Annotated in this window: 17 protein-coding genes and 1 pseudogene; 16 read left to right on the top strand and 2 right to left on the bottom strand. The window is 53.8% G+C overall.

The window, feature by feature from the left end; all coding sequences use genetic code 11:
• The first annotated feature begins 188 nt into the window (after window positions 1-188).
• The 9 genes from metC (at window position 189) to CHN51_RS00615 (ending at window position 9,376) form a co-directional block, all read left to right on the top strand.
• On the top strand, window positions 189-1,361 hold the full coding sequence (gene metC, locus CHN51_RS00655; RefSeq protein WP_100092301.1) for a cystathionine beta-lyase: 1,173 nt from the start codon (window positions 189-191) through the stop codon (window positions 1,359-1,361).
• Window positions 1,286-2,581 (top strand): pyridoxal-phosphate dependent enzyme, encoded by a 1,296-nt coding sequence (locus CHN51_RS00650; protein WP_100092300.1) that lies wholly within the window; start codon window positions 1,286-1,288, stop codon window positions 2,579-2,581. Before metC ends, CHN51_RS00650 begins: the two co-directional genes overlap by 76 nt.
• The gene (locus CHN51_RS00645; RefSeq protein ID WP_100092299.1) at window positions 2,578-3,885 is read left to right on the top strand and encodes an APC family permease; all 1,308 of its coding nucleotides are present in this window, start codon (window positions 2,578-2,580) and stop codon (window positions 3,883-3,885) included. Before CHN51_RS00650 ends, CHN51_RS00645 begins: the two co-directional genes overlap by 4 nt.
• 133 nt (window positions 3,886-4,018) lie before the next feature.
• A complete protein-coding gene (locus CHN51_RS00640) occupies window positions 4,019-4,384 on the top strand; it encodes a copper resistance protein CopC (RefSeq protein WP_100092298.1) in 366 nt (121 codons plus the stop codon).
• Between the two features lie 92 nt (window positions 4,385-4,476).
• Window positions 4,477-6,288 (top strand): copper resistance system multicopper oxidase, encoded by a 1,812-nt coding sequence (locus CHN51_RS00635; RefSeq protein WP_100095350.1) that lies wholly within the window; start codon window positions 4,477-4,479, stop codon window positions 6,286-6,288.
• On the top strand, window positions 6,285-7,400 hold the full coding sequence (locus CHN51_RS00630; RefSeq protein ID WP_100092297.1) for a copper resistance protein B: 1,116 nt from the start codon (window positions 6,285-6,287) through the stop codon (window positions 7,398-7,400). Before CHN51_RS00635 ends, CHN51_RS00630 begins: the two co-directional genes overlap by 4 nt.
• 16 nt (window positions 7,401-7,416) lie before the next feature.
• Window positions 7,417-7,947, top strand: a complete 531-nt coding sequence (locus CHN51_RS00625; protein ID WP_240616817.1) for a nuclear transport factor 2 family protein — start codon at window positions 7,417-7,419, stop codon at window positions 7,945-7,947.
• Entirely contained in the window at window positions 7,904-8,440 is a 537-nt protein-coding gene (locus CHN51_RS00620; protein ID WP_240616816.1) for a copper resistance protein CopC, read from the top strand. The genes CHN51_RS00625 and CHN51_RS00620 overlap by 44 nt, the downstream gene beginning before the upstream one ends.
• 9 nt (window positions 8,441-8,449) lie before the next feature.
• Window positions 8,450-9,376, top strand: a complete 927-nt coding sequence (locus tag CHN51_RS00615) for a CopD family protein (RefSeq protein ID WP_100092294.1) — start codon at window positions 8,450-8,452, stop codon at window positions 9,374-9,376.
• A gap of 249 nt (window positions 9,377-9,625) precedes the next feature.
• Here CHN51_RS00615 and CHN51_RS00610 read toward each other — a convergent pair.
• Window positions 9,626-10,039 (bottom strand): annotated as a pseudogene (locus CHN51_RS00610) (integrase core domain-containing protein); the annotation flags it as partial.
• Window positions 10,040-10,082: 43 nt separating this feature from the next.
• Here CHN51_RS00610 and CHN51_RS00605 point away from each other — a divergent pair.
• The 5 genes from CHN51_RS00605 to mobF all read left to right on the top strand — a co-directional run bounded on the left by CHN51_RS00605 (window position 10,083) and on the right by mobF (window position 18,075).
• Window positions 10,083-11,120 (top strand): DUF2817 domain-containing protein, encoded by a 1,038-nt coding sequence (locus tag CHN51_RS00605; protein ID WP_100092293.1) that lies wholly within the window; start codon window positions 10,083-10,085, stop codon window positions 11,118-11,120.
• 445 nt (window positions 11,121-11,565) lie between these two features.
• Entirely contained in the window at window positions 11,566-11,910 is a 345-nt protein-coding gene (ssb, locus tag CHN51_RS00600; RefSeq protein WP_100092292.1) for a single-stranded DNA-binding protein, read from the top strand.
• A gap of 599 nt (window positions 11,911-12,509) precedes the next feature.
• Window positions 12,510-12,842 carry a hypothetical protein gene (locus tag CHN51_RS00595; RefSeq protein ID WP_100092291.1) on the top strand — a complete coding sequence of 111 codons (333 nt, stop codon included), beginning with the start codon at window positions 12,510-12,512 and terminating at the stop codon, window positions 12,840-12,842.
• Window positions 12,832-15,105 (top strand): type IV secretion system DNA-binding domain-containing protein, encoded by a 2,274-nt coding sequence (locus tag CHN51_RS00590; protein ID WP_100092290.1) that lies wholly within the window; start codon window positions 12,832-12,834, stop codon window positions 15,103-15,105. Before CHN51_RS00595 ends, CHN51_RS00590 begins: the two co-directional genes overlap by 11 nt.
• Window positions 15,106-15,147: 42 nt before the next feature.
• On the top strand, window positions 15,148-18,075 hold the full coding sequence (gene mobF / locus CHN51_RS00585; protein WP_100092289.1) for a MobF family relaxase: 2,928 nt from the start codon (window positions 15,148-15,150) through the stop codon (window positions 18,073-18,075).
• 23 nt (window positions 18,076-18,098) lie between these two features.
• Here mobF and CHN51_RS00580 read toward each other — a convergent pair whose 3' ends face one another.
• Window positions 18,099-18,734, bottom strand: coding sequence for a S24 family peptidase (locus tag CHN51_RS00580; protein WP_100092288.1), 636 nt, complete (start codon window positions 18,732-18,734; stop codon window positions 18,099-18,101).
• A gap of 292 nt (window positions 18,735-19,026) precedes the next feature.
• On the opposite strand from CHN51_RS00580, the gene CHN51_RS00575 reads away from it, so the two are divergent.
• Both CHN51_RS00575 and CHN51_RS00570 read left to right on the top strand, forming a co-directional pair.
• Window positions 19,027-19,935, top strand: a complete 909-nt coding sequence (locus CHN51_RS00575; RefSeq protein ID WP_123906199.1) for a hypothetical protein — start codon at window positions 19,027-19,029, stop codon at window positions 19,933-19,935.
• A 419-nt stretch (window positions 19,936-20,354) separates the two neighbouring features.
• Window positions 20,355-25,487 (top strand): hypothetical protein, encoded by a 5,133-nt coding sequence (locus tag CHN51_RS00570; RefSeq protein WP_100092286.1) that lies wholly within the window; start codon window positions 20,355-20,357, stop codon window positions 25,485-25,487.
• Window positions 25,488-25,513: the final 26 nt, after the last annotated feature.

Below are 25,513 nucleotides of genomic sequence, written 5' to 3'. Positions count from 1 at the left end.
GGAATGACTTTAGCAACATCCGACAGCGGTATTTCTCTAGGCCTCGTCGAAGCCTGGTTTACCTCTGCATTTTATTTCCTGCTTCCAACAACATTTCAGGAGGATAGAGAATGTCCTGACTTCAGAAGGTATTTAGTGTGAATGACGAGACTGCTAACCGCGGTAAAGACGGTAGCCGAACGTCTGCGATGACGAAGCTTGTTCGTTCGAGCTCACCCTCGGCGAAAGCGGCGGGTCTGCTCAACCCTCCGGTCCACCGCGCCTCAACGATCACTTTTGACAACGTCGAAGCCTATACGGGTCGGCATAGCCGTATCTATGACGATGTCATCTATGGTCTGTACGGGACCGAAACGACTTTCGCCCTCGAAGCGGCCATCGCGGCGCTCGAAGGGGGGCACCGGACGGTGGTTACCTCCTCCGGGACGGCAGCAATTTCGCTCAGTTTGTCGGCATTTTTGTCGGCGGGCGATCACCTACTGGTCATCGATACCGTGTATCGTTCGACGCGTAGATTCTGTGACGATGTCTTGACCGCAATGGGGGTCGAGGTCTCTTATTTCGACCCTGGCGTGGGAAGCGACATCGTCGCCCAGTTCCGGCCGAACACGCGCGCCATCTTCCTCGAGACTCCGGGCTCGCTAACCTTTGAGATGCCCGATATTGCCGCGATTACAGCCGTGGCGCGCGCGCGAGAGATTGTAACGATGATCGATAACACTTGGGCCACCCCGCTCTATTTCCGCCCGATCAAGCATGGCGTCGATGTGTCGATAGCCGCGGCGACCAAATATCTGTCGGGACATTCCGATGTAATGCTCGGCGCGATGACCGCAGCGAATTCCGATATCTTCCGAAAGTTGAAGGACGCCGCGCGCTACTGGGGAAACTGTGTAGGGCCGGACGATTGCTACCTCGTGCATCGCGGGTTGCGGACCCTCGACGTGCGTCTGGAGCGACACCAGCGCAACGCCTTGAAACTCATCGGTTGGTTCCAGCAGCAGCCCGAGGTCCGCCATGTGCTCTATCCCGGCATCGCTTCGGACCCGGGGCACGCAATCTGGCGGCGCGATTTTGATGGGGCAACGGGTCTGTTCGGCGTTTTGCTTGATGATATGACACCGCAAGAAACTTCGGTTTTCTTCAATCAATTCCAGTTGTTTCAGTTGGGTGCCAGTTGGGGTGGGTTCGAAAGTCTGATTGTTCCCGCCTGGCCCGCGCCAGAGCGCAGTTGCACACCGGTCGAAAAGGGGAGTTTGATACGTGTCCACGCGGGGCTTGAAGCATGCGACGATCTGATCGCCGACCTTTCGGCTGCCTTCGATCAGCTTCGGTCCTTCAGGAGCGGGACGGGATCGTGACACAATCAATGCCGCCTTTGCCGGAAAGCCGTGGCGATATCTTTGATGGACGTCGTCTTGCGTTGAACCCGATGCTGGCGGGGTTTTCCTGCATCCGGTGCCAGATGGAACTACCAGTCGGGGACTATTTTGAAGGATGCCCCGACTGTCTCGCACGCGGTAAACCTTCGACGTTGCGGTCGATATATCGCGACCTGCCGCCCGTGCTGAGCAACGGCCGCGCCCATGGGATGCGGCGATTTGCAGCGTGGATGCCTTATATATCTTGGGTTTCGCTCGGCGAAGGTGGGACGTCCTGCGCGCGCTTTTCTTCCTTGGCCAATGAGCTTGGGGTAGCTGATATCCATATCAAGAACGAGGGCCAGAACCCCAGCGGCTCACACAAGGACAGGATGAGTTGCATGGCGGTTGCCCGCGCACTTGACATAGGGGCTACAACAATAGTTGCAGCTTCGAGCGGCAATGGCGGGGCGTCACTGGCGCTCTATGCAGCGGCGGCGGGGTTGAAATGCTGCATCGTCACGACGCCCGCTTTGTCGCGGGTTTTTCAGCGAGCAATCACAATGACCGGAGCCCAAATTGTCACCGCTTCGGAAAGCCTTGAGCGTTGGGATCATATTGCCAAAATGGTGAAGGAGCAGGGCGCGTTTTCGGCGACAAACTATCTTGATCCGCCCGTAGGCAGCAATCATTTTGGATTGGATGGCCTCAAGACCATTGCCTATGAGATGCTCGAAGAGCTGGGACCAGACCTGGTCGATGTCGTGTTGGTTCCGACATCGCGAGGCGACCTGATCTGGGGTCTCGCGGAGGGTTTTGATCAGCTCAAGGCCGCCGGCTTGATCAAATCAGTTCCCCGGCTATATGCGGTCGAGCCGTTTGCGCGGATCAGCGCGGTGCTCGGTGGGGAGTCGATCACGGGCTCGTTTCCCGGAACGACTCGGCTGGCATCAATCGGCGGCTCGACGGTCACCTATCAGGCGATGGAGGCGATCCGTGCGTCGGGCGGTGGCGCGGTGATCGTGAAGGATGAAATGGTCTCTCGCGATCAGATCCGTCTCGCTCGCCATGGCTGCTATGCCGAACTGTCTTCGGCCGCGACGCTCACCGGACTCGAGCTTCTTTTAAAAAACGGGGTGATTTCACCTGACGCAACGGTTGCGCTGATTGCGACGTCGAATGGCTATAAGGAAGACGCAAACGGGGGGAGCGGCCAATGAAAAAGGCGGCGGCTTCTGACTCGCTCCTGCGGCGCGAAATTGGGAAAATCGGCGTCGCGACGATAGCGATGAATGGTGTAATAGGTTCTGGCATTTTTGCGTTACCGGCCATCGCGATAGCACAGACAGGCTATTTCAGTCCGTGGGTCTTTGTTCTGTGCGGGCTCCTGATCCTTTCGGTTGCACTCACACTGGCGCGAACCGCCGGCTTTTTCGATATCACAGGCGGGCCGGTCGCATACACCACCCATGCTTTCGGTCGATATGTCGGATGCCAGACGGGTTTGCTGATCTATGTGAGCCGCGTCGCCGCAATTGCAGCCAGCGCTAATCTCATAGTTAGCTATGCCGCCGCCCTGTGGGAACCGCTGGCATCTGGCTCTCCGAAAATCGCGGCGATCATAGGCTATATTTCGCTTGCCACGATGTTGAATGTGGTCGGCGTGCGAGCGGGAATGGCGATGGTTTACTTAATCAGCATCTTGAAGCTGCTGCCGTTGCTCCTTCTGATCTTTGTCGGGCTTCCGACAATTGAATGGGTCGGCGTGATCGGCACGGATATACCGGGTACTGAGACACTTGGACAATCGATGCTAGTTCTGATGTATGCGTTCATCGGCTTCGAGTTTAGCCTGATCGCGGCGGGTGAAACGCGTAATGCGAGAAAGGCCATACCGCGAACCCTTGTTGGAACGGTTGTCGCCATTTCCTTCTGCTATGCTCTTATCCAGCTCGTCGTCGTGTCGGTCGGATCCGATCTTGGGAAGAGCGACGCACCGCTTGTCGAAGTCGCTGGAAGACTCATGGGGCCGGCTGGCGCGCTTGCGCTTGGGCTTGGCGTGGTGTTTTCGGTTGGCGGGGGGAGCTTGACCTCTTTGCTTACGGCGCCGCGACTGACATTTGCTCTATCGCGCGATGGCAGCCTGCCGGCCTGGTTTGGCAAGGTGAGCGAAAAGAGCCATGTTCCCGTTAACTCAATCCTGTTCTGCGGTCTTTTCAGCATGACGCTCGCGGTCAGTGAGGGCTTTGTGTGGCTCGTTACTCTCAGCACTTTGGTTCGTCTACTGAGCTATGCTCTTTGCATCGCCTCACTGCCGAATATTGAAAAGACGATCCCAGCCGAAGAGGGGCAGTTCAGATTGCGCGGAGGACTCGCAATCCCGGGAATAGGGTTTTTGCTCACACTTTGGTTGATTAGCCACTCGACAATACAACATTTTCTAATAGCCGGGTTGATCGTTATACTTGGTTCAATCATTTTCTTCGCCTCCTCATTGAGCCGAAAGGGTAGCATGGACAATTGAGCTCGAAGCTCGCCATACGGCAATCTATTGATCGACCCCATTCTGCTTCGAACGTGAATTCGACAAGTTACCAGACTCAATGTCAAGGTTGGTTTGGCAACGAAACGCACCAATATTCTTAAAGGATAAAATTTTGAATTTTCACAACATTTTACAGATTGGCGCTTATGTCATTGCTATAGCGGTTACGTCCATTCCTTTAACCTCGCAAGCTCACACGCGGATAACAGCGTCGACACCGGCAGAAGGCGCGGCAGTCTCCAAGCCAAAAACTGTGACAATGTCCTTCAGCGAAGCTTTGCATCCGCCAAATGTCGCGGCCAGCATTGTCATGTCCGCAATGCCCGACATGAAAAATCATCAGCCAATGGTCATTCGCAATTTCACCTCCGCTTGGTCAAATGGCAACAAAACGCTCACATTAAATCTCCGCAAGCCGCTCCAAGCAGGAACATATGAAGTGCGGTGGCAAGCTGCTTTCACAGTCAGACTGACCTGATTGAATTTCCGGTCGAAAAACCAATTTTTTTTTTGAGGGCCACGTCTGCTGCAAGCGTAAAAGTCATATCGGACTGTATTTGAAAGATGGAAATGACTAAACTGAACCGAAGAAATTTTCTCACCGCTGGCGCTGGTGCGGCTGGTCTGGGCTACATGGCAGCCGCTATGCCTGCATGGGCACGTGGCCACAGCGTGCATGGCGGCGGTGACACTCTCATCCCGGCTGGATTTGACGAGGTTAGCGGCGAAATTATTGATCTTTCGATTGGGAGCGGTCACCGGATCGTCGAAGGGCGGCGCGGTCCCGGTATAGCGGTAAATGGCAGTGTACCTGGCCCTCTGATACGGTTGACAGAGGGGCAGAATGTAAGGCTCAATGTTACCAATAATCTAGGCGTGGACAGCTCGATTCATTGGCACGGTTTACTGTTACCATTTCAGTTTGATGGCGTTCCTGGAATAAGCTTTCCGGGCATAAAGCCAAAGGAAACATTTGTTTATGAGTTCCCGATCCGGCAGGCTGGCACCTATTGGTATCACAGCCATTCGGGCTTGCAGGAGCAAAGCGGCCATTATGGTCCCATGATTATCGAGCCGCGCGGCGGCGATCCTATCAAAGTCGATCGTGATTATATTCTCCTGCTCAGCGACTTCACAACGCTCGACCCGCATTTCGTTATGAACCGCCTGCGCACTGGCGAAGGGTATTTCAATCGCCAGCAAAATACTTGGACCGATGATTACGAGATGACGGGTGAGGAACGGCGGATGTGGGCCAAAATGCGGATGATGCCGACCGACATCGCCGACATTGGCGCGCCGACCTATACATTCCTCGCCAATGGGAGCGGAGCGAATGAGGGACTGGAATATCTGTTCAAAGCTGGCGAACGCGTCCGGATACGGGTGATCAATGGATCGGCGCAGAGTTTCTTCAATTTTCGTATTCCTGGCCTTGCAATGAGCGTGGTCGCAACTGACGGGCAAGCTGTGCGTCCGGTTGAAGTCGATGAGTTTCAGATCGGCACCGCCGAAACCTATGACGTGATTGTCGAGCCCGGTAATGCCGAAGCTTACAGCATTGTCGCAGAATCTATGGACCGTTCGGGCATGGCGCTGGCTACTCTGGTGAGTGCGCCTGGTGCGCGTGCCTCACTGCCCGCTTTGCGCGATCCACCGCTGCTGACCATGGCGGACATGGGCATGAACCATGGCGGCGGGGATATGGACAGCAGTAGCGTCGACCATGCCGCTTTGGGCCACGGTGCAATGCCCGTAGATAAAATGGCTTCTGGCGAAATGCCCGATATGGATATGGAAGGCATGAGCATGGACGGCATGAATATGCGCGATACTTCGCTCCTGCCGCCCGATGTAGCAATTGGTCCGGGTATCGACATGGTATCAATGGCACCCGTGGACAAAATGGATGATCCGGGCCTTGGGCTGCGCGATGTCAGTCACCGCGTTCTAAATTACCGGATGCTGGTTGCCCGCGATGCTAACGCGGACACCCGTGAGCCCTCACGCTTGCTTGAATTGCATCTGACCGGAAATATGGAACGCTACATGTGGTCCTTCGACGGCCGCATGTATAGCGCGGTAAGCGACGTGCCAATCGGCTTCGCGTGGAACGAACGGGTCCGTGTCAAGCTGATCAACAACACGATGATGGCGCATCCGATCCATTTGCACGGCATGTTCTTTGAAATGGTCAACGGGCAGTCACCCGCATTGCAACCGCGCAAAAACACTATGATCGTCCAGCCTGGAGCCAGCGCTCAGTTTGATTTGACAGCAAACGAGCCGGGCGATTGGGCTTTTCACTGCCATCTCCTTTACCATATGCATGGCGGAATGATGCAGACAGTGACGGTCGCCGGTCCTGGAGCAGCATCATGAGCCGAACTTCAGTCATCATTTTGCCCGCTTTGGCAGCGGCGATGCTACCTGTATCGGCGCAAGCCCAGGATCATGATGCGCATCAGGGCCACGCTACCCCAAAGACTTCACCCGAGACCGCCCCGTCATCTGCCCCGCAAGCAATTCCCGTCGACCCGCACGCTGGCCACGTCATGCCAGCTTCCGCTGAACCAAACCAACCTTCCGAAATGGAAGATATGGATCATGCGGCCGTGGATCACGCCTCGATGGACCATAGCAAGATGAATCATGAGACACTGGAGCAGGACAAGGCGGACCAGTCTGCAATGGATCATGGCGCTATGGGTCATGATATGATGGAAGGCGCGGCTTCGCCCGGTCCCGAAATAGAAACGCCGCCCCCTCCGGGAGCGCCCAGCAGCCCGCCGCGCGCTGCCGACGCAATCTGGGGCGCAGATGCCATGCGCGCATCGCGCCGCGACTTGCAACAAACTCACGGCGACTACCCGCTATTCTGGTTTCAGGCAGACCGTGCTGAAGTGCAGGTCCGGGAGAGCTCGGACGGATATCTATGGGACGTTCAAGGCTATTATGGCGGAACCACCAGCAAATTCTGGTTCAAGAGCGAAGGCGAAGGCAGTTTCGGAGAGAAGGTCGAAGATGCAGAATTTCAGGCGCTTTATTCGCGCGCCATCGCACCGTTCTTCGATCTCCAAGCCGGGGTACGACAGGATATTGGCGGGCCGGACACAACCCATTTGGCCCTCGGCATTCAAGGCCTTGCACCCTATGCGTTTGAATTGGACGGAGCCGTATTTGTCTCGCATCGCGGCGACATAACGGCCCGTTTCGAAGCCGAACTTGACCAGAAAATCACTCAAAGCCTGATCCTGCAGCCGCGCGGCGAAGTCAATCTTTCCGCTCAGGATATTCCGCAGCTTGGGATCGGAGCGGGCATAGACCAACTCGAACTGGGCCTGCGTTTGCGGTATGAAATCAAACGCGAATTCGCCCCTTATATCGGGATTGAACAAAGCTGGCGTCTCGGCGGCAGCGCCGACTTTGCAAGGGCTCAAGGTGAGGACCCCAGCGTTACCAATTATGTCGTCGGCATTCGTTTCTGGTTTTAGAATTTTTGGGGAGATTATGATGAACAACTATAAACTGGCATTGGGAAGCGCACTTGGTTTCGCGGCAATATCATCGCCCGCATTCGCTCAGACCATGGACCATTCAGGTCACTCGATGGATCATGGGGACCACCAGGCTTTAGACAAAGACGCAAACACAGATGCGAGCGGTGCCGTGGCTTCACTGGCTGCCTATCGCAACGCCCTGGTTAGCGGTGACGCGGATGCTATGACCGCCTTGTTTGCCGAAGAATCTTACATCTACGAAAACGGCAAAGATGAAGGCAGCTTTGCACATTATATGGAACATCATCTCGGCCCTGAGCTAGGTTCCATCAAAAGCTTCACCTTCACCGATCCGACAATTGCCGTAACCCGCATGGGCCACATGGCCTTTGCGCGCGAAACCTATGATTATCGCATCGAACTGGCTGACGGACGCGTGATCGAGCGCGAAGGCGCAGCAACCTCAGTCCTCAGCCATGATGCGGCAGGCTGGAAGATTGTTCAGTATCACTCGTCTTCACGCGCTCCGCGAAAACCATGATGGAATATATATCAGCCATGATTGCCGGTTCACCGGAAATATCCGGCTTGGCCGTTTTCGTGAGACGAACTTTTTACTTTTCTGGAAAGATAAACTTATGACTTTTAGTAATGTTTTGAAAGCAGGCGCATATGCGCTTGCTGTTGCAACGGCCTCAGTACCAGCAATTTCGATGGCGCACACAAAAGTTGTTGCATCGAACCCCGCACAAGGCGCGTCAGTCTCCAAACCAAAAAACGTGACTATGACCTTCAGCGAAGCTTTGCTCCCGCCAACTGTCGCGGCCAGCATTGTCATGACCGCAATGCCCGGTATGAAAAATCATCAGCCAATGGTCATTCGCAATTTCACCGCCGCCTGGTCAAATGGTAACAAAACGCTCACGTTAAACCTGCGCAAGCCGCTCCAAGCAGGAACATATGAAGTGCGGTGGCAAGCAGCTGGTGCTGACGGCCATCGCATGAAAGGCACTGTGAACTTCACGGTACGCTAAGCCAGCGAGATGGACGACTGGCCCTACCTTCTGCTGCGGTTTCTGCACTATGCCGTGTTGCTCGGCCTGTTCGGACTGACCGCTTACCGGCTAATCGGGCTAAGTTGGCTGTCTAGCGACGTCCAATCTCTAAGGTTTGATAGATATCTGATTGGCCTTGCAACGCTTGCGCCGCTTCTTTCCGCTGCGTTGATGGTCCAAAGCATCGCCGCGATGATGGGGCAGCCCTTATGGTTGACTGAGTGGGCTACGATAGAAGCCATGATTGCTTCAACGAGCATGGGCTGGGCATTTGCCGCGCGCATGGCGCTGCTCTCAGGAGCTTTGATTGCATTATTACTCAGGCACCGCTTAGCTGCCGGTTTGCCTATTACAGTCGCCCTATACGGCTTGGCTGTAGCCAGCCTGGCATGGAACGGTCATGCTGCGGCTCTTGAAGGCGGTATTGGCCTATTTCACAGAGTTAACGATGCAGTTCACTTACTCGCTGCGGGGCTGTGGCTCGGAGCGATTGGTTGGTTTCTGCATCTCACCATCGGGGCACACCGCTCTCCGGACAAGACAATTGCCGGACCTTTGTTAAACGCAATGCATAAGTTTGCTCCGCTTGGAATGGCGCTTGTCGCCATGGTTGCAATCACCGGGCTCGTTAACGCGCAAATGATATTCGGTCTGCATAATAGCGGCACGGTGCTTACGACGGGTTATGGGCAGTTGCTCGCCACAAAGATGGCGATTGTGGCACTCATGCTGCTGTGCGGGGGGCGCAACGCGCTTATCGGCAAGCGCCGTGCAGGTGCAGTAAGTGCCGGCTTGGACACAGACCCAACCGCCAGTTTGGCGGCCCTACGCATCAGTTTATCAATTGAAATAGCTCTGGCAATCGCGGTCATTGGACTTGTAGCGATCGTGGGCCTGATGTCGCCGATGAGTTGAAGTCGCCGGAATATATGCGAAACGCACCATATGGGAAGAATTAAGAATGAGACAGAGACTTATAGAGCCATCAAAAATAAGGACAAGATCAGGGAAACTGATACTATTGGCCGGTGCGGCGCTCGTTCTAACCGCGGCAGCCCATCCCGCTGGCCTGCCCCATTAGGGTAGTCCAGCGGCTATGTTAGAGTTCCGGCGGTTTGACGGTCCCCCGGTTTCGTGTCCGGGTTCAATGTTAGCCTCTGGCCTTCATCGCTCGGGGTTAACCCCGAGCGATGAAGAAAATTCGGCTGGTGTCATCCAGCCCAGAGAGGTGTGAGGACGGCACTCGTTATAGTCCCGTCTCCACGCTTCTATTTTGCCCCTGGCGTCGGCCAAAGACAAGAACCAATGTGTGTTGAGACATTCGTCGCGCAGACGACCATTGAACGATTCAACAAAGGCGTTGTCCGTCGGTTTGCCAGGTGGCTAGAAGTCTAACGTTACCTTATTTTCGTAGGCCCATCGATCCAAAGCGTTCGAGATGAACTCGGGGCCGTTGTCCACACGAATGGCGCGTGGCGTGCCGCGAACTGCGCTGATCCTGGTCATGGCCTCGACGACCTGTTCGCCCTTTATTCCTTGATCCACGTCAATAGCCAATGCTTCGCGAGTGTCCGCAAGACCGATAAGGGGTTCCATTTCGAGGCCATTGGCTGACGTGGCGATGATCACCTACGCTCAAGCACGGTCGGCATTCCTAGGCGCCGCACGACTGGCAGATGCAACGCTGAACGAATATCCAAATCCCGAGCGAGGGCCGGAGGGCGAAGCGCTCGCTATCGACGTTGCGTGTCTTGGCGATCCTAATACTGCACAAAAACTTGTCCTGATATCGGGCGTGCACGGCGTCGAGGGTTACGCTGGATCGATGATCCCGACCGATCTCATCGGTCGACTGCTGCCGTCTGAGGGTCTTGAGATTGTCTTGATCCATGCGGTCAATCCACATGGAATGGCTTGGTTTCGTCGCGTGACGGAGGAAGGCGTCGATCTCAACCGAAACTTTGTCGATTTCGATCAACCACTGCCGGCCAATCCTGCATTCGACGAACAGCTTGCCAAATGGCTTACACCCAGCGCCGCACAAAAGAGTACAGCAGATGCCGCACTCATGCGATGGATGAAGTCAGATATGCCGACTATGCGCGCGGCAGTCGCAGGTGGCCAATATCGCTTCCCGGCAGCACCTTTTTTCGGCGGTTTTGCGCCGACATGGGCGCGGGCCAATTTTGAAACCATCCTTGCCAAGCATGTCGGTGCGGCAAGGACGGTTTGCATCATCGCCTTTCATACCGGGCTGGGCGATGGTGGCATCGGCCAATTCATCGGATCGCATACCGCACGAGCGAAGGAGCGAGAGATCGAACGCTTCATATGGGGAGAGGAATATGTCGAAAGCGGTGAGGCCGGAACAATTTCCTATATTATCTCGGGCGACCTACCAGACGGAGTAAGGCGACAGTTGAGCGGAGCATCGGTCATTGCGGTTGCCCATGAATTCGGCACTTTGCCCGAGATGTCCGTACTTGAGGCGTTGCGGATCGACCACGCAGCTGCAGTCGCGAAGGCACGTGACTTTGCGTGCATGAAAAGCATCTACGACGCCTTTTTCGTTTGCGACGAGCGCTGGAAAACAACGGTGATCAAGCAAGCACGCGAGGGCGTGGAACGCGCACTTACATGGTTCGAAAGGCAACCGTAGCTTTAGGTACGACCGCTCTTCTTCTCTGCCAGCCAAAACCGGACAGGCAGCAATCCACCCAATAATTGCCATTCGACTGGACAATTTTTGATTTCCGCTGAGACAATTCGATTATACTCTCAGCATCGATTTCAGAATTCCGAATGGCCATCCAAAAACACCACAATTGCAATTTGTATCGGGAAACCAATCGATAGCTGGCAATAGTCCAAAAACACATCCCCTCTCATGACATAAACCGCCCCTGTCCGGATGGTGCCTGGACAGCAACCCGCGCATCTTCAGGGCCGTGTTGCATCGCTATGCGCTGCTGCCCGCTCCACCCCTTCGAGCGGAGTTTCCCTCATTGTCATTCGGTGCAGTCCAGACCCCAGCCGGACCTTTCGGGCTTAGTCAAAGGGATGGTCCCTTGGACGAACAAAATAGCTTCGAAAGGTAATCAATCATGAAAAACACAGTCACACTCGTCGGCTTCGTAGGGAACGATCCAGAGGTTCGCGAAACCAAGTCAGATGCAACAATTACAAACATCTCTTTGGCGACAACACGCAGCTTCAAAGACAGCGAAGGCGAACGTCAGAAAGATACCGAGTGGCACCGGATTACCTGCTTCAATGGCATCGGCAAATGCGTTGCCGACCATGTCACCAAAGGAGCCATGATCATGGTCACGGGACGTATCCATTATACCAAGTGGACAGACGATAAAAACAACACTCGTTATGGCTGTGAAATCATCGCCGAGCAGGTTGATTTTCTTTCCAAAGCGAAAGCCAAATCTACCGACTAAACGCAACCGACATTACAATATTCCGAGGCTCGGTAGTATCCGCTACCGGGCCTTTCTTTTTGCTACAATTCTAACTTCTAATTGACGATAGGGCGTATGTCAGTTTGCTCTTCCAATGCATTTACAACCGCACCAACGAATGCTTCAATCCAGCAGAAAATTGACAAAAACCGGTCGGCAGTTTTTGGCTTTTGCATGCTATTTGGTTGCCAAACGGCCCTTTCGGACCTTTTCTCTCTTAATCCCATAATGGCCCATATTATCCTCTTGAAGGAAAGTTGTTTCAAATTAGTTATTTAAGGGTCAAGAAACGAGCTGGAGCAGGTCTGCCGAGCTGGGAACTTGACTGCACACCGTACGCAGCTCGCTGCCTTGGGTATATTGTTTTATATCAATTGTTTAAGTTCCAAAATGGCCCGATGTAACAGACAAATCCTCTAAGACTTGGTGGGTTTTGGGCAAGTCTTACCCCAATCACGTCAGCATAACATATTGATAAAAAGCGATATATAACCGATTGACTTAGACTTGTTCACGATTTATTCTTATTGGGCTTTTCGAAGGGTGAACCAGGTTCTTGAACGTCAAGGAACCTGAGTATGACCAACCATATTTGCTTACAAACCTATCTTTCTTATCCGCTGGCGCAGTGGGTCAGGTCGGAGGCTGACGATCACGGGGAATGTGTCAGCGTCTTCATTCGTGATCTTGTGATGGCGGCGTATATTGCGCAGGATGAAGGTAATAGCGACGCTTTAAAAGGCCTCGACAAAGCCCGCGAGATTGTATTTTCGTCCGTAGCGCTTGATGCCATTTTGACTGCCCATCCAGATAGTTCGCTTCGGCAAAAAACCCATGATGCCTATGCCCGCCGCCTGCAGCGATTGGGGCTTGCTCCTGCCTCTTCGAATGGAGGTCGTGATGAAGCGTAATCTGGTCAATTTCACGCGCGGTAGCCAGCTTCTCGGGCACTTTGGATTCATGTTCGCAAGTGGGCTCAAAGCCCCTCTCATTATCGCTGCTATTCTCCTGTTAGGGATGTGCTATTGGCAGGTAACATCTGGCCTCACCGACCATCAGCGCTACCTTGCCGGCATGAACCTTTATGCATCGCTCTACGGGTTCATGGAGTTTGATCCTACCAAGCCGGTTAATCTTGATCTTGCCGGTGGCGCGAGCACTGAAATGGCGATTTCAACGGTTCAGAACTTCCCTCCTGTCGTGCGCGCAATGGAAGCATTATGGACTGCGCTCCGGACGGCTTTGGCCATCTCCGTATTGCTGTTTCTGCCTGCCTTTATACTATTTTATTGGGTGGCTGAATATTTTGGTGGACGGTCGAAAGAAAGTAAACATGAACGCGGAGCGCAGCTTGCAACATTGCCCCAGCTGCAAGCGGAAATAACCCGCCATAATGCTAGCGAGCAGGTAAGGGAAATGCGCGCCGAATTAGGCCGGCGTTGGCGACTGGCAGGGCAGCATGGGCTCGATGCGGCGGGCTATTATACTCCCTCTGCAATTACAGGTGTTCGTTATCCCTGGCGGCTTGAACAGAGCCATGCGATGCTGATCGGAACCACCGGAACCGGTAAAACCGTTGCCCTGCTGGAGATGATAGACGAGGCCCGCAGAAAGGGACAGCGCGCCGTCATATTCGATCTGACCGGCGCTTTTATCGAACATTTCTATGACCCTTCGCGTGATGTCATATTGAACCCGCTTGATGCCCGCTGTCCGCAATGGAGTGTGTTCAATGATTGCAGCACCATTGCCGAATTTCACAGCGCTGCTGAAGCAATAGTACCCCAGGATGGCGGCGGCGATGACCAGTTCTGGGTTATTGGTGCCCGCTCGGTATTTGTGCAATCCTGCATGCAACTGATGAAGGCGGGAACGCCAACCAACGAGGCGCTCGCAAACAAGCTGATTACGGCCGATCTCACAGATGTTCATAAGCTCCTAAAGGGTACTGTCGCGGAGCAACTGACCGCGCCCAAAGCGGCCCGGATGGCAACCTCAATCCGGGCTGTGCTTAATGCAAATGCCGAGGCTTTGATGTTGCTGCCCAAACATGGTCCGCACTTTTCAATCCGCGACTGGGTGCAGGGTGAATGCGAACGCGGCGGGATCATATTTATATCCGCGCGCTATGTGGACATGAGTATCTGTTCCAAGCTGCTAACATTGTGGATGGACACTGCGATGAATACCCTCATGTCGATGAGCCGGACATCCGATTTGCGGGTGTGGTTCATGATTGATGAGCTGGGCGCATTGCACCGGTTGCCAGCGCTGGAAAAAGGTTTGCAAACGGCCCGCAATTTTGGCGGCGCTATCGTGACTGGTATTCATGCATTTGCCAAACTCAAGGAGGTGTATGGTGAAAATATGGCGATGACATTGTCTTCGCTTGCGCGCACCAAATTAATACTGGCTACAGCCGACCGGGAAACGGCAACATGGTGCTCAGACTTTATCGGTCACCGGCAGATACGCGACATGGAAGAAGGCTATAGTTACGGCTATAATAATGCCCGTGATGCCGTCAGTCTAACCCCCAGAAGGCAGATCGAACCGCTGCTGCTGCCCGATCAATTTATGAACTTGCCGCGGCTCAACGGCTACATCAAGTTCCCCGATGGCTTCCCCGCTGCGCCGGTTAAACTGGTCCCGCAATCCTGGCCCAGTCTGGCAGAAGGATTTATTGCGCGGGCATTTGATGAGCCCGATGAACTGTATAAACCTCGCGCACCCAGCAAAGAACCACTGCCGTCTTCCAAGTCTGAAGGGACGGCTAAAAATAGCCACAGCGGGGAGGAGGAGCCAGCAGCGGACTCCGATGACAATGACGAAGGCGTCAAACAATCTGCGGCCGATCAGAAGGAGTTTGCCTTTCGGGAGCCCGAAGAAATCACCGACGTCCAGTTGTCCGATGAGCCTCAAGATAAAATACTGAAGGGCAACACAGCGGATCCCGCTACCGATGGTCCGATTAAATCGCTCGGCAAGGATGAGCAGGCGCCATCACCGTCTCCCGAAGATGACAAACAGCAGCGCTCTGATCTGCCTGATCCATCCGATCCAGCGAACAAGGCCCGGTCGCTGAGCGGTCTGCCGCGTGATGCTGGCCGGGATCTCCGTGAGGGCGCTGTGCGTGATGAGCCGGACCGCGATATCGGCGAATATGACATGTGAAACCTGCGCGGTGGAGGGCGCGTTCAATGATAGGAATGGACTATGCTCTCCGCTTCCAATGTTCGCTCTGCGGGCGGCGCTGCAACTTATTTTGCGGCGGATAACTATTATACCAAAGCCGATGCCGACCGGTCCGGTCAGTGGATCGGAGAAGGAGCGGAGCGGTTAGGTTTAAAGGGCCAGGTGGACGCGAGCGGCTTTGAAGCTTTGCTGCGCGGTGAATTGCCAAATGGCGAGCGTGTTGGCAGCGATAAACAATATCACCGCGCCGGAACCGATCTTACTTTCTCGCTGCCCAAAAGCTGGTCGTTAATCGCTCTGGTGGGCGGCGATAAACGGATCATCGAAGCTTACCGGACGGCGGTGATCGAGACGCTGCAATGGGCCGAGAAAAATATCGCCGAAACACGGGTTTTTTCTCGCGGCAAGATCAAGGCCATTGGTTCCGGCAATCTCACCATTGGACTGTTCCAGCATGATACCAATCGCAATTCTGAACCCAATGTTCATTTTCACGCGGTTGTCGCCAATATCACCCAAGGCCCGGACGCCAAATGGCGGGCGCTGCATAATGACAAGCTCTGGTCGAACAACACGCTTCTGAACAGCATGACGATGGCGCGCTTTCGTCTTGAAATCGAAAAGCTTGGCTATCAGCCTGCCCATCAAGGCAAGCACGGTAATTTTGAAGCCGCAGGTATATCGCGCGAAGCGGTCATGGCCTTTTCGACCCGCCGACAGGAGGTGCTTGATGCGCGCCGGGGACCAGGACTGGAAGCTGGCAAGATTGCCGCTCTGGCCACCCGTGCGCCCAAAGAAGCCATAAAGGACAGGGATGCCTTGTCTACAACATGGCAGGAAGCAGCACGGGCGATGGATCTCGATCTTGGCGGATTGATCGACAAAGCGAACATTCGCGCAGCTGGTTTGGAGGTTGATAAAAATCCCAATCTGTCGCTGGCGCAAAAAGGGATGATTTTCCTGCGCGCGTTTGCAGAAAAAATTCAGGGATTTGGTCCAAAGCCTTCCGCCGATCCTTTGGTGCCAGTGCATATCCTGAACAAACCCCGCGAAGAGATAGCTGCAGCGCAGGCGACCGCTTCAGCCATTCGCCATCTGGCGCAGCGCGAAGCAGCCTTTGGGGTTCATGATGTTTACAAGACAGCTTTGGATTTTGGCCTACCGACATCCATTGCCCATGTCGAACGCCGTGTACGGGCGCTGGTCAGGGAAGGTGAGCTCGTCCGGGGCAAAGGACGCGACCGTGATTTTGTCACCACGCGTGATGCTTTGCAGACCGAGCAGCGGATAATTGGACAGGTTGAAGCGGGCAGGGGCAAGTCAGAGCCTTTTTTGTCATCGGGCATGGCAGGCGATCAGCTGCAAGCGGTCGCGGGTCTTAACTTTGGGATGACACTTAACGAAGGACAAGAGTCCGCAGGCCGGATGATATTATCATCGTCCAACCGCATTATCGCGGTGCAGGGCATTGCCGGGGCAGGCAAGAGCAGCCTTCTTAAACCCGTCTCGCAGCTTTTTGGCGAGAATGGTAAAACGGTTCTGGGTCTCGCCGTCCAGAATACGCTCGTCCAGATGCTCGAACGCGATACCGGGATTGCGTCGATGACCCTGGCGCGCTTCATCGGAAGTCACAAAAACCTCCTACAGGAGGGAGCGGATAAAAATGCTCTCACAGAAGCCAAAGCCGCCATGAAAGACCATGTGCTGGTGCTCGACGAGGCCTCGATGGTATCCAATGTCGAAAAAGAAAAGCTGGTCCGGCTCGCAAACCTGCTCGAGGTAGACCGTCTGGTGATGATCGGGGACAAGAAGCAGCTTGGCGCTGTCGATGCCGGCAAGCCCTTCGCGCTTGTGCAGGCCTCGGGCATTGATACCGCAAAAATGATCACCAATTTGCGCGCGCGTGATAAAATATTACGCCGCGCACAATATTCAGCCCAGGCCGGAAATATCGGCGAGGCCATGTCCTATTTGAAGGACCATATTATCGAAACCAAAGAGGGCAGCGCCCTGATCGCTGCCGAACGCTGGCTCGCGCTCTCTCCGCACGAACGGCAATCCACGGCCATTTATGCATCTGGACGGGCACTGCGCACCGCAGTCAATGAAGCGGTGCAAACCGGGCTTAAACAAAATGATGAACTGGGAAAACGCGGGCTAAAACTGGACACCTTCTCCCGCGTCAACAACACCCGTGAGGAACTGCGCTATGTTCACAGCTACAAGCCGGGCATGATGATCGAACTTAAAGCGCCGGATAGAAGTCAGCGTCTTGGCAAGGGTCAATATGATGTCATCTCGGTAGATGAACGCGCAAAGCAGCTTGTTCTTAAAGATCGCAAGGGCAGGGAGCGGAGCTTCCAGGTTGGCAAACTTCGCGCCAATGCATCTGAAGATCAGATCGCTTTATTTGAAAAGAAGCAGCTCGATATTTATGCCGGTGATAAAATTCGCTGGACCGATAGCGATCACAAACGCGGTTTATTCAATGCGGATCAGGCAAATATTACGGCAATAGATAATGATCATGTTCACTTACGAACATCTTCCGGCATGGAGCATCGACTGCCCCATAAAGACCCTATGCTAAAGCGCATTGATCTAGCTTACGCGCTCAATGCCCATATGGCGCAGGGGCTGACTTCTGATCGCGGGATTGCGGTCATGGATAGCCGCGAGCGTAATCTTTCCAACAAGCAGACATTTCTGGTCACGATTACCAGATTGCGGGATGGTTTAACGCTGATCGTTGATAACCGCGAGAAACTGGAAACCGCAGTCGAGAAAAATGAAGGCGTAAAAACATCAGCGCTCGAAGTGACTAAGCGACTTGGTAAAGCCGCAGCCACGGGTCTTGCTAAAGGAATTGAAACCGCGCCCAAAGAACCGCAAAAGGAGCAGCGAGAACTGGAGAAAGAGCATAGCAAACCATTGGATATGGGGATTTAGTTTAGTTCAGAGTGACATATTTCTCAAAGCGCGCGACCAAACCAAAGTACCCGGCCTGCGATATGGACGGTGCTGCGATCAATATCCTCCCAGGTCGGATAAGTCGGGTTATCACTGGCGATGGTAATGAAGGGACTATCGGGTCTTAGCGCAATGCGCTTGACCACCAATGTATCATCGATCCGCATAACATAGATCCCATCGCGGAGCCGGGAACCATGGTCGGAAGCATCTACGAGAACGTCATCTCCGTCCGACAATGTTGGTTCCATGGAATCGCCCATGACGCGGACGACCGAAAGGCTGACGCCTCTAGCCGGTGTCAGTTTGCGCAGCCAGCGTTCATCAAAAGAGAAACGCGTTTTCCTATCCTCGCTTGTCGCCAGCGCGCCATGCCCTGCAGAGACATTGACATCGAGCACAGGGACTTCGACCATTCCGTCACTGCCAGTTGGCGGCGGCCCGCCCAACAGTTGTTCGTCAATACCGTAAAAGCTCGCTAGCCTAAGTCTGTCCTCCGGGTCCAGCTTGCGCGGCGAACCGCGCTTTATGAACTGCTGGATATAGGCAGCATTACGGCCAAGCATTTTTGAGAGGCCGGAATAATCATCCCCGTTTTGGCGGATCAGCCGATCCAGAGTTTCTCGTACATCATCCATGTTTTGTGCCTTTCGACCCCTCAATAGGATTTATCCTAGACAATATGCAATCTTCCTACTAGGAACATAACAAGAACACAAGTAATTTATGATTCGAGGAGGCCTCATTTGAAACTGTTGGATCGTATCGAAAAGCATCTGAAGCGGACGCATATGTCGCCGACGCGGTTTGGCAGACGTGCTGTCGGTGACCCGAGATTTGTATTGGATTTAAGGGAAGGGCGTAGGCCGCGGGCTAGGACGTTGATGAGAGTGGAGGATTATTTGCAGAAACAAGAATAGTCTAGTTTTGATGATATCAGCTGACATTGTTGACTCTTTTGAAGTAAGCGGCACCTATATAAACTCATCAATGAAAAATATTAGCAAATCTCCAGACATGTGCGCGTTCTGCGCATATTGCTCAAGTTACGGCAAGTTGAGCATGTCTCATGCCATTCCAAAGGCAGCGTTCAAGACAATGCTTAGAGCGGGCAGTGGAAAGGCCATTGGTATTCCCAAAGGAGACGGGGACGTGCATTTGACGAGTGACACCGGCGAGGCGCCTTTACTTTGTGAAAAATGCGAAAATGATTTTAATCGCAATTTTGACGGACCGTTGACCAACGCATTAAAAGTGCTGGAAAATGAGATTAAAAGGCAAGGTCTTCGGACTACTATAGATTTTCCAGCCAATCAAATGGCCCATGCTGTTGGTTCAGTGGCGTGGAGAATAGCCCGGTCGGATGCCCTGATGTTCAGTGAAGTCGTGTTAAGCTCAAAGCATATGGAAGAACTGGACGCGTTGATACGTTTGCCTTCGGATGAAGTTTTGAAACACTGTACGGTCCGAATTGGACGCCTTATTGACAAAACGCCTCGAAAATCTGGCGGATTTGGTGACGAATGGATGGGGCAATTCATGAAAGGACCGGAAGTTTTCTCTACACAAAAGAAGCGAAATGGAAAATTTGGTCATTTTATGATGGATTGGACCATGTTCGGCTTTATTGTCCACATTATCGTACCCCGGCTTCCTTATCCCAAGAGCAAAAAATTCGGAGGGCTTAAACGCGGGGCGACCCAGATCAGAGCAGTTCCCGTTGATATGCTGGAATATCCTCCAATGAGGGATGCGCTTGTCGCCGGCTTTGCAGCGCAGGAAGAGGATAGACTAAGTCCAGCTCTAAAGAAAAGAGCCGACAAACGATCGAAAAATTAATCATGTTTGATTCAAGGTTCGGCATACATTTCTTCCGGTCTCAAATCACAACTTACGCTTTTGGCAATCCCACAAGGTGTCTGCGAGTGTTGCTTTTGCATGAGTAAATCTGCGCTTCATATTCACCGGCTAACAGAAGTTAGTAATATGTTTGACGATGGGAAAGAAAGCCCGATGGATTGAATAGAATGCTGATGTAGAGAGTGCATGCATGTGAAATTGGTAAAAATAGTCATGGGCTCAAAGGCTTCAGCAATCATTAAACCGACGGCAAATCGTTCTATGATTAGCAAAAATAACCGGATATTTGGAGCCTAAACATGCGAGATACGAGTTTTGGATCATGAGGATTGGAATAGTACGCTGTCGACGATGCTTAATCGCTTGACTGTGGATTAGCCGGATCACACATTCTAGTTATGGCAGAGCAAAAAAACGGCGAGAGCGGATCCAGCCCAGCCTCCAGAGGTGGTGCAGGAGTTTATATCGAGGGAGAACTTGGTGCATACTACCTCTTAGCCTTGCTCGCCGGAACGGAACCGCGCGGAATGCCCGGGACAAAGCTCACCATTGTCCGATTCCAAGGGACCGAACAGGGCTATGCGATGGATGATCTAATCCTTGAAGGTAAAAGCCGCGCTGGCGACGCGCTACTTGAGATTCAATCAAAGCGGAATATCGCCTTCACTCGAAAAGATGCGACCTTCGCAGAGGTGGCAATGCAGATTGCTCGTACCCAAAAGCGGGATTTGCCAGATGAACGACACCTTCTAGCGGTTGCAACTCAGCGACAAAGTAAATCCATCTCCGGACCGTACCAAGACGTCCTCCTCTGGGCTAAGACGGCGGAGAGTGGTCGCCAGTTTTTCGATAGGGTTGCGGCTAAAGGCGTCGCAAGCGACGCGATGCGCTCTTTCGTCGCCACCTTTAGGTCAAATTTGCTCGCTGCAGGAGTGGTCGATGACGACGATGTCATTTGGAAACTTATGCGCCGCTTCGCAATCTTGGTCTTTGATTTTGAGTCGATAGCGCCACTTGCTCGCCTGCATGCACTAGCGTTGGCTCAGCAGGTGCTCGCAGATAAGGATATCTCACGGGCTGAAAGTCTCTGGAGTGAACTCATTGAGATTTCGATCTCTATCGCGAAAGTTGGGGGTGCGATCAGCCGGGATGAACTTCGCGCGAAGCTGGTTGATCGCGGCTTTAGTCTCGCTGGCGACCGGGACTATAGGCCAGCGCGCGCTCGTTTAGCTGATCTGGCCCGAATGACGTTAGCCGGGATAGGCACAACGGTTGGAGGTGTTACACTCACGCGCCACGAGGCCGTGGACAGCCTAAACACGGCGCTTGAAGAACACCGCTTCATCGAGCTACGTGGCGGACCGGGTGTCGGCAAGTCGGGTGTCCTGAAGCTGGTGGCGGAGCGTATCGGACGCGAGGCACGGGTGATCGTTCTCGATCAAATTTCGACGCCCGCTGGCGGATGGCTGTCGTTCTCCCAGGCGATCGGTGTTCCTGGAACCGTCAGCGAATTCTTCAATGATCTCGCGGCGAGCGGCGGCGGTCTCATAGTGATCGATGGCCTGGAGATGTTCTCAGACCCGGGTAGCCAGCGGACAGTCAACGAGTTGCTGCGGGAGGCGTCGGCCGTCACCGGCTTTTCTGTCGTAGTAACGGCGCGCGCCACCGCAGATCCTAACACCAACCGGTGGATCGCCGACGACGTTATTGATGCCTTTGATGGAATTCGCTCCGTTTCGGTTGGAGAGTTGACCGATGAGGAAGTCGAAACTCTTTCGGAAGGTGCGCCAGAACTTCGTGCAATCCTAGCTTCTGGACATCCGGCTGCCAACATCTCCCGTAATCTTTACCGTCTATCGCGTCTGATCAAAGTACCGTTGTCCGCCGACATCCGAACAGAGGCAGCTTTGGCCAGCCAGTGGTGGGCAACGGCAGACAATGCGCCCGACGACGCGATAAGAGCGGGGCAGCGTATCATCGCCGAGCTGGCGGAGATAAGCCTAAATGGCGGAAACACGATGGAGTTGCGCGATGACTCCGCTGCTCGCACTCATCTAATCGGATCGCTAACTCTAACCGAGTCCCATCGCGATCAACTCGCGTTCTATCACGATGTGCTCCGCGACTGGGGGATTGGGAACTACGTCCACGAGAATCACAAGAGACTTGCCGAAACCGATTTCACGGTGCCCGCATCTCCGCGGGTCGCACGCGGCGTCGAATTGGCTGCTCGCCTCTCACTGGAGATGTCTGATGACTGTACTCAATGGCTGAGCCTTCTCGACATACTTTCCCCGGCGGGAGCCCATAGCTCTTGGCGACGAAATGCTTTGCTGGCGATTGTGCGTTCAGAAGTTGCCGAAGACTTACTCGAACGCTGTAGTATGGCATTGCTTGCTCGGGGCGGAAGCCTCTTCACAGAGCTCGTAACGGTAATTGCGGCGGTTGATACGATCTCTACGGCAGAACTTTATGCGTCAATGAAAATAAAAACCGGCAACCCTGTCCCGAAATCGTTCCGTACCAATATGACCGGCACTGGTTACAGGTTGTTAAAATGGGTGCTAGCTCATCGGGTTGAAATTCCGATCCATGCGATCAGTGCGGTCATCGACCTCGTTAAGTTGCAAATATTGACCCTTCAGGCGCTCACCAATCTCGGTTCGTCAACCGCAACGATGCTCTTCGGTTGGTTGGGTCAGCTCGACGTGCGGGAGGCGGACATCACTATTCCAACAGATTCTACGATAGAGCGGATGGAAAGCGGTACTCGACGGAGAATGATTGAAGATCTTCGATCTATCACGCTCATGCTATCCGCACTCTCGCCGAATTCTGCCAAAGCATATCTAAAGAAAATCAATGCGGATCGTGACACCCATAAGGTGAAGGCTATACGTCAGTTCAGCGCGGTCGTGGCGTCGGTCGCCCCGGTCGAGTTGGTCAATCTTGTTGCAAACAGCCTCATTGAGCCGAGCCGCCGCAAAAGCTCGCTCCACGGGGGGAAGAGAGGCCGTGTTTTTAGTTTTGCCGACAGTGACTATCTCCCTGCATCGCCCGCGCAACCTCCGTTTCTCGATCTGCTAACCGCATCACCGGAGAACGGGCTGGCGCTAGTGCGTCGCCTCGTTAGCTCGGCGGGCGAGGCTTACAGCGAAGGAGCGGACCCTGGAGAAAACGGATTCACCCTCGTGTTTGACGACGGGCCGCGCTTTTTTCCCTGGACAGAGACCTACTTCTGGTCCCGCGACCAAGCCCGAGAATATTCTGTCGCTTCCGGGCTAAAGGCACTTGAGGCATGGAGCCACAGGCGGCTCGATGACGGCGAACCAGTTGATGCAGTAGTGGCCGATATTCTGGGTCCAGAAGGGAGCTGTTCTGCCTATCTTTTGGTTGCGATTGATGTGCTACTCTCGCATTTTGATGAAGGCCGTGAAGCGCTGGTACCATTTCTTGCCTGTCCCGAGCTTCTTGCCATCGATAAAACCCGAGCCGTGCACGATCAAGTAGGCAATGATCTGTTGTTATTTGGCGAGAAGGAACCCGCAGGGCTTGTAACGCTTGCTGACCTCAGAGCACGTCCGTCGCGTGAAACTCCGCTTTCCGATGCGTTATTCGCCTATCTTCGGGACGATGAGGTAGGAAACACGTTGCGCAAGCGCTTAGCTCACGCAGCTTCGACACTCGAACCATATGCGACATATTCGGATTTTTCTGATGCTCGTTTTGCCGGACGGCATGCGCTCAACTATCTCGATCTCTCGAACTGGAAGGAAATCAAGAACGGTCAGCTGATGTACCAGTCGCCGTCAAACGAAGCGGCGCATCTCGCGCAGATGCAGGCACATGGCAGCCAGTTGGCTCAGACTTCCGAGAAGGCAGCGCGTATCGATCTCGCGATCGATGGCGGTGAATATGCGACCACCGAAACCGCGCGCTTGGCGGTAGAGTACGCAGCCGGCGATTTGCCCGATGAGAGTGATACCGATGTGCTGAAGTCGCGCTCGACACGCCTCACAGTGACTGCGTTACTAGTCGCGCGCGACGGCGAAGACGATCTGCTTGAATCGCACGAAGATTGGGTGCGGGAGGTCATCCGGCGCGCCCTCGAGGAGGAGAAAGATCACTATTCCGGTTCTCAGAAAACATTGCGCTTCAACAGACCTGCAATCGGTGCGCTTGCGCTTCTGCATCTTTGGAGGAGACGTGGATTAAAAAAGGATCGGGACAAACTAGTCTCAATCGCCGCGCAGAGGAATCGAGCTAATCTTCCTGCATTTGCAGCAGCTCTCTCCATGATCGCGGAAAAAGACCCCCGGTTGTTTAAAGCAGCCATGCGAGCGGCGTTCGCAGGCTTTGTCTGGCGATGGCACCCGCACAATGAGGACGATGCGGTTCAAAAATGCTTCGAGAAGGACCGCGATGCTACTGTGCAGGAGGCTGTGGCTGCCGAGGTCGCTTGGCTTGACGGTGCCGAGGAACCGGCTTGGCCGACCTTCCCGGATGAGAATCCTATCCTGCTAAACTCGCACCGGCCCCGGACTTTACTAGGGAAACAGGCAGAACTAGATAAAGATTTGCCCGAGGAATCGGACAACGCTGACGCAGGACTACATGTTGAGAGCCAGTCAGCCGCACGGTGGCTTAGTTTACTTAGCCATGCTGATCGCGAGTATTTTGATTGGGGCGGCGAAATAGTTTCGGCTTATGCGAGATGGAGCGCCAGAATAAACGGCGCAAATTTGCCGACAGACGCCGACATTGACCGTTCCGCAAACGAATGGAATACCCAGTTCTATTCCTTGTTCGCGGAGACGCTGATGGATGCGGAGCCTGAGCAATTTGAAGAACTTGTCGGTCAGATTACCGATCTGCCGGATAAGTGTTTTGCGGATGTAGCTGAAACCGTGCTTCATAGGGCCGATGTGCTTTACTTTAATGACGCCACACGATTACCTGATCGAGCCGTCGAGTTGCGGCGGCGCATGGTGACCCGCGTAATGGCGTTGCAACGCTGGCGATACAATTATTCTCCAGGCGATCTCTCGATTGACTACGACACTGGCGGGGTAGTTGCGAAGATACTGTTCAATACACACGACCCTTTCAATGGTACAAGCAGTTACTTGGTTCCTGCGGTTGCAGACAGGCTGGACCCGTTGCTCATTCCAATTCGTGTCCTTCAGTCTGGAGGGCCGACGAGCTTCGTAGCTCTATGCACAATGAATGTGGTTCTTATCGCTCCACGCGCGCGGCATCTGGATTTCCTCCTTACGGCGACCGAGGCATGGATGGTGCGATTGCCTTCTGACCAAGGTCTGTGGGTTACGATGGGAATTGGCGGCAAGATCGTCGAATGGTTTGAGGCCGCAATCGCTGAGGAGCCAAACCTCATCAGGCCCGATCATCCGCAACGAGCTCGTATGGATTATGTCTTAGGATGTCTGATTTCGGTGGGGATTGCAGAAGCTCATAAGTTAGAGAAACAGGTCGAGGATGCCGCTAAAACCGATTCTCACGTTCTAGGTTAGAAGACACATGTTGAATAAATGCAATT

It is taken from the genome of Sphingorhabdus sp. YGSMI21 (assembly GCF_002776575.1).
Taxonomy (GTDB): domain Bacteria; phylum Pseudomonadota; class Alphaproteobacteria; order Sphingomonadales; family Sphingomonadaceae; genus Parasphingorhabdus.
This window is presented reverse-complemented; position numbering and strand designations above follow the sequence as displayed.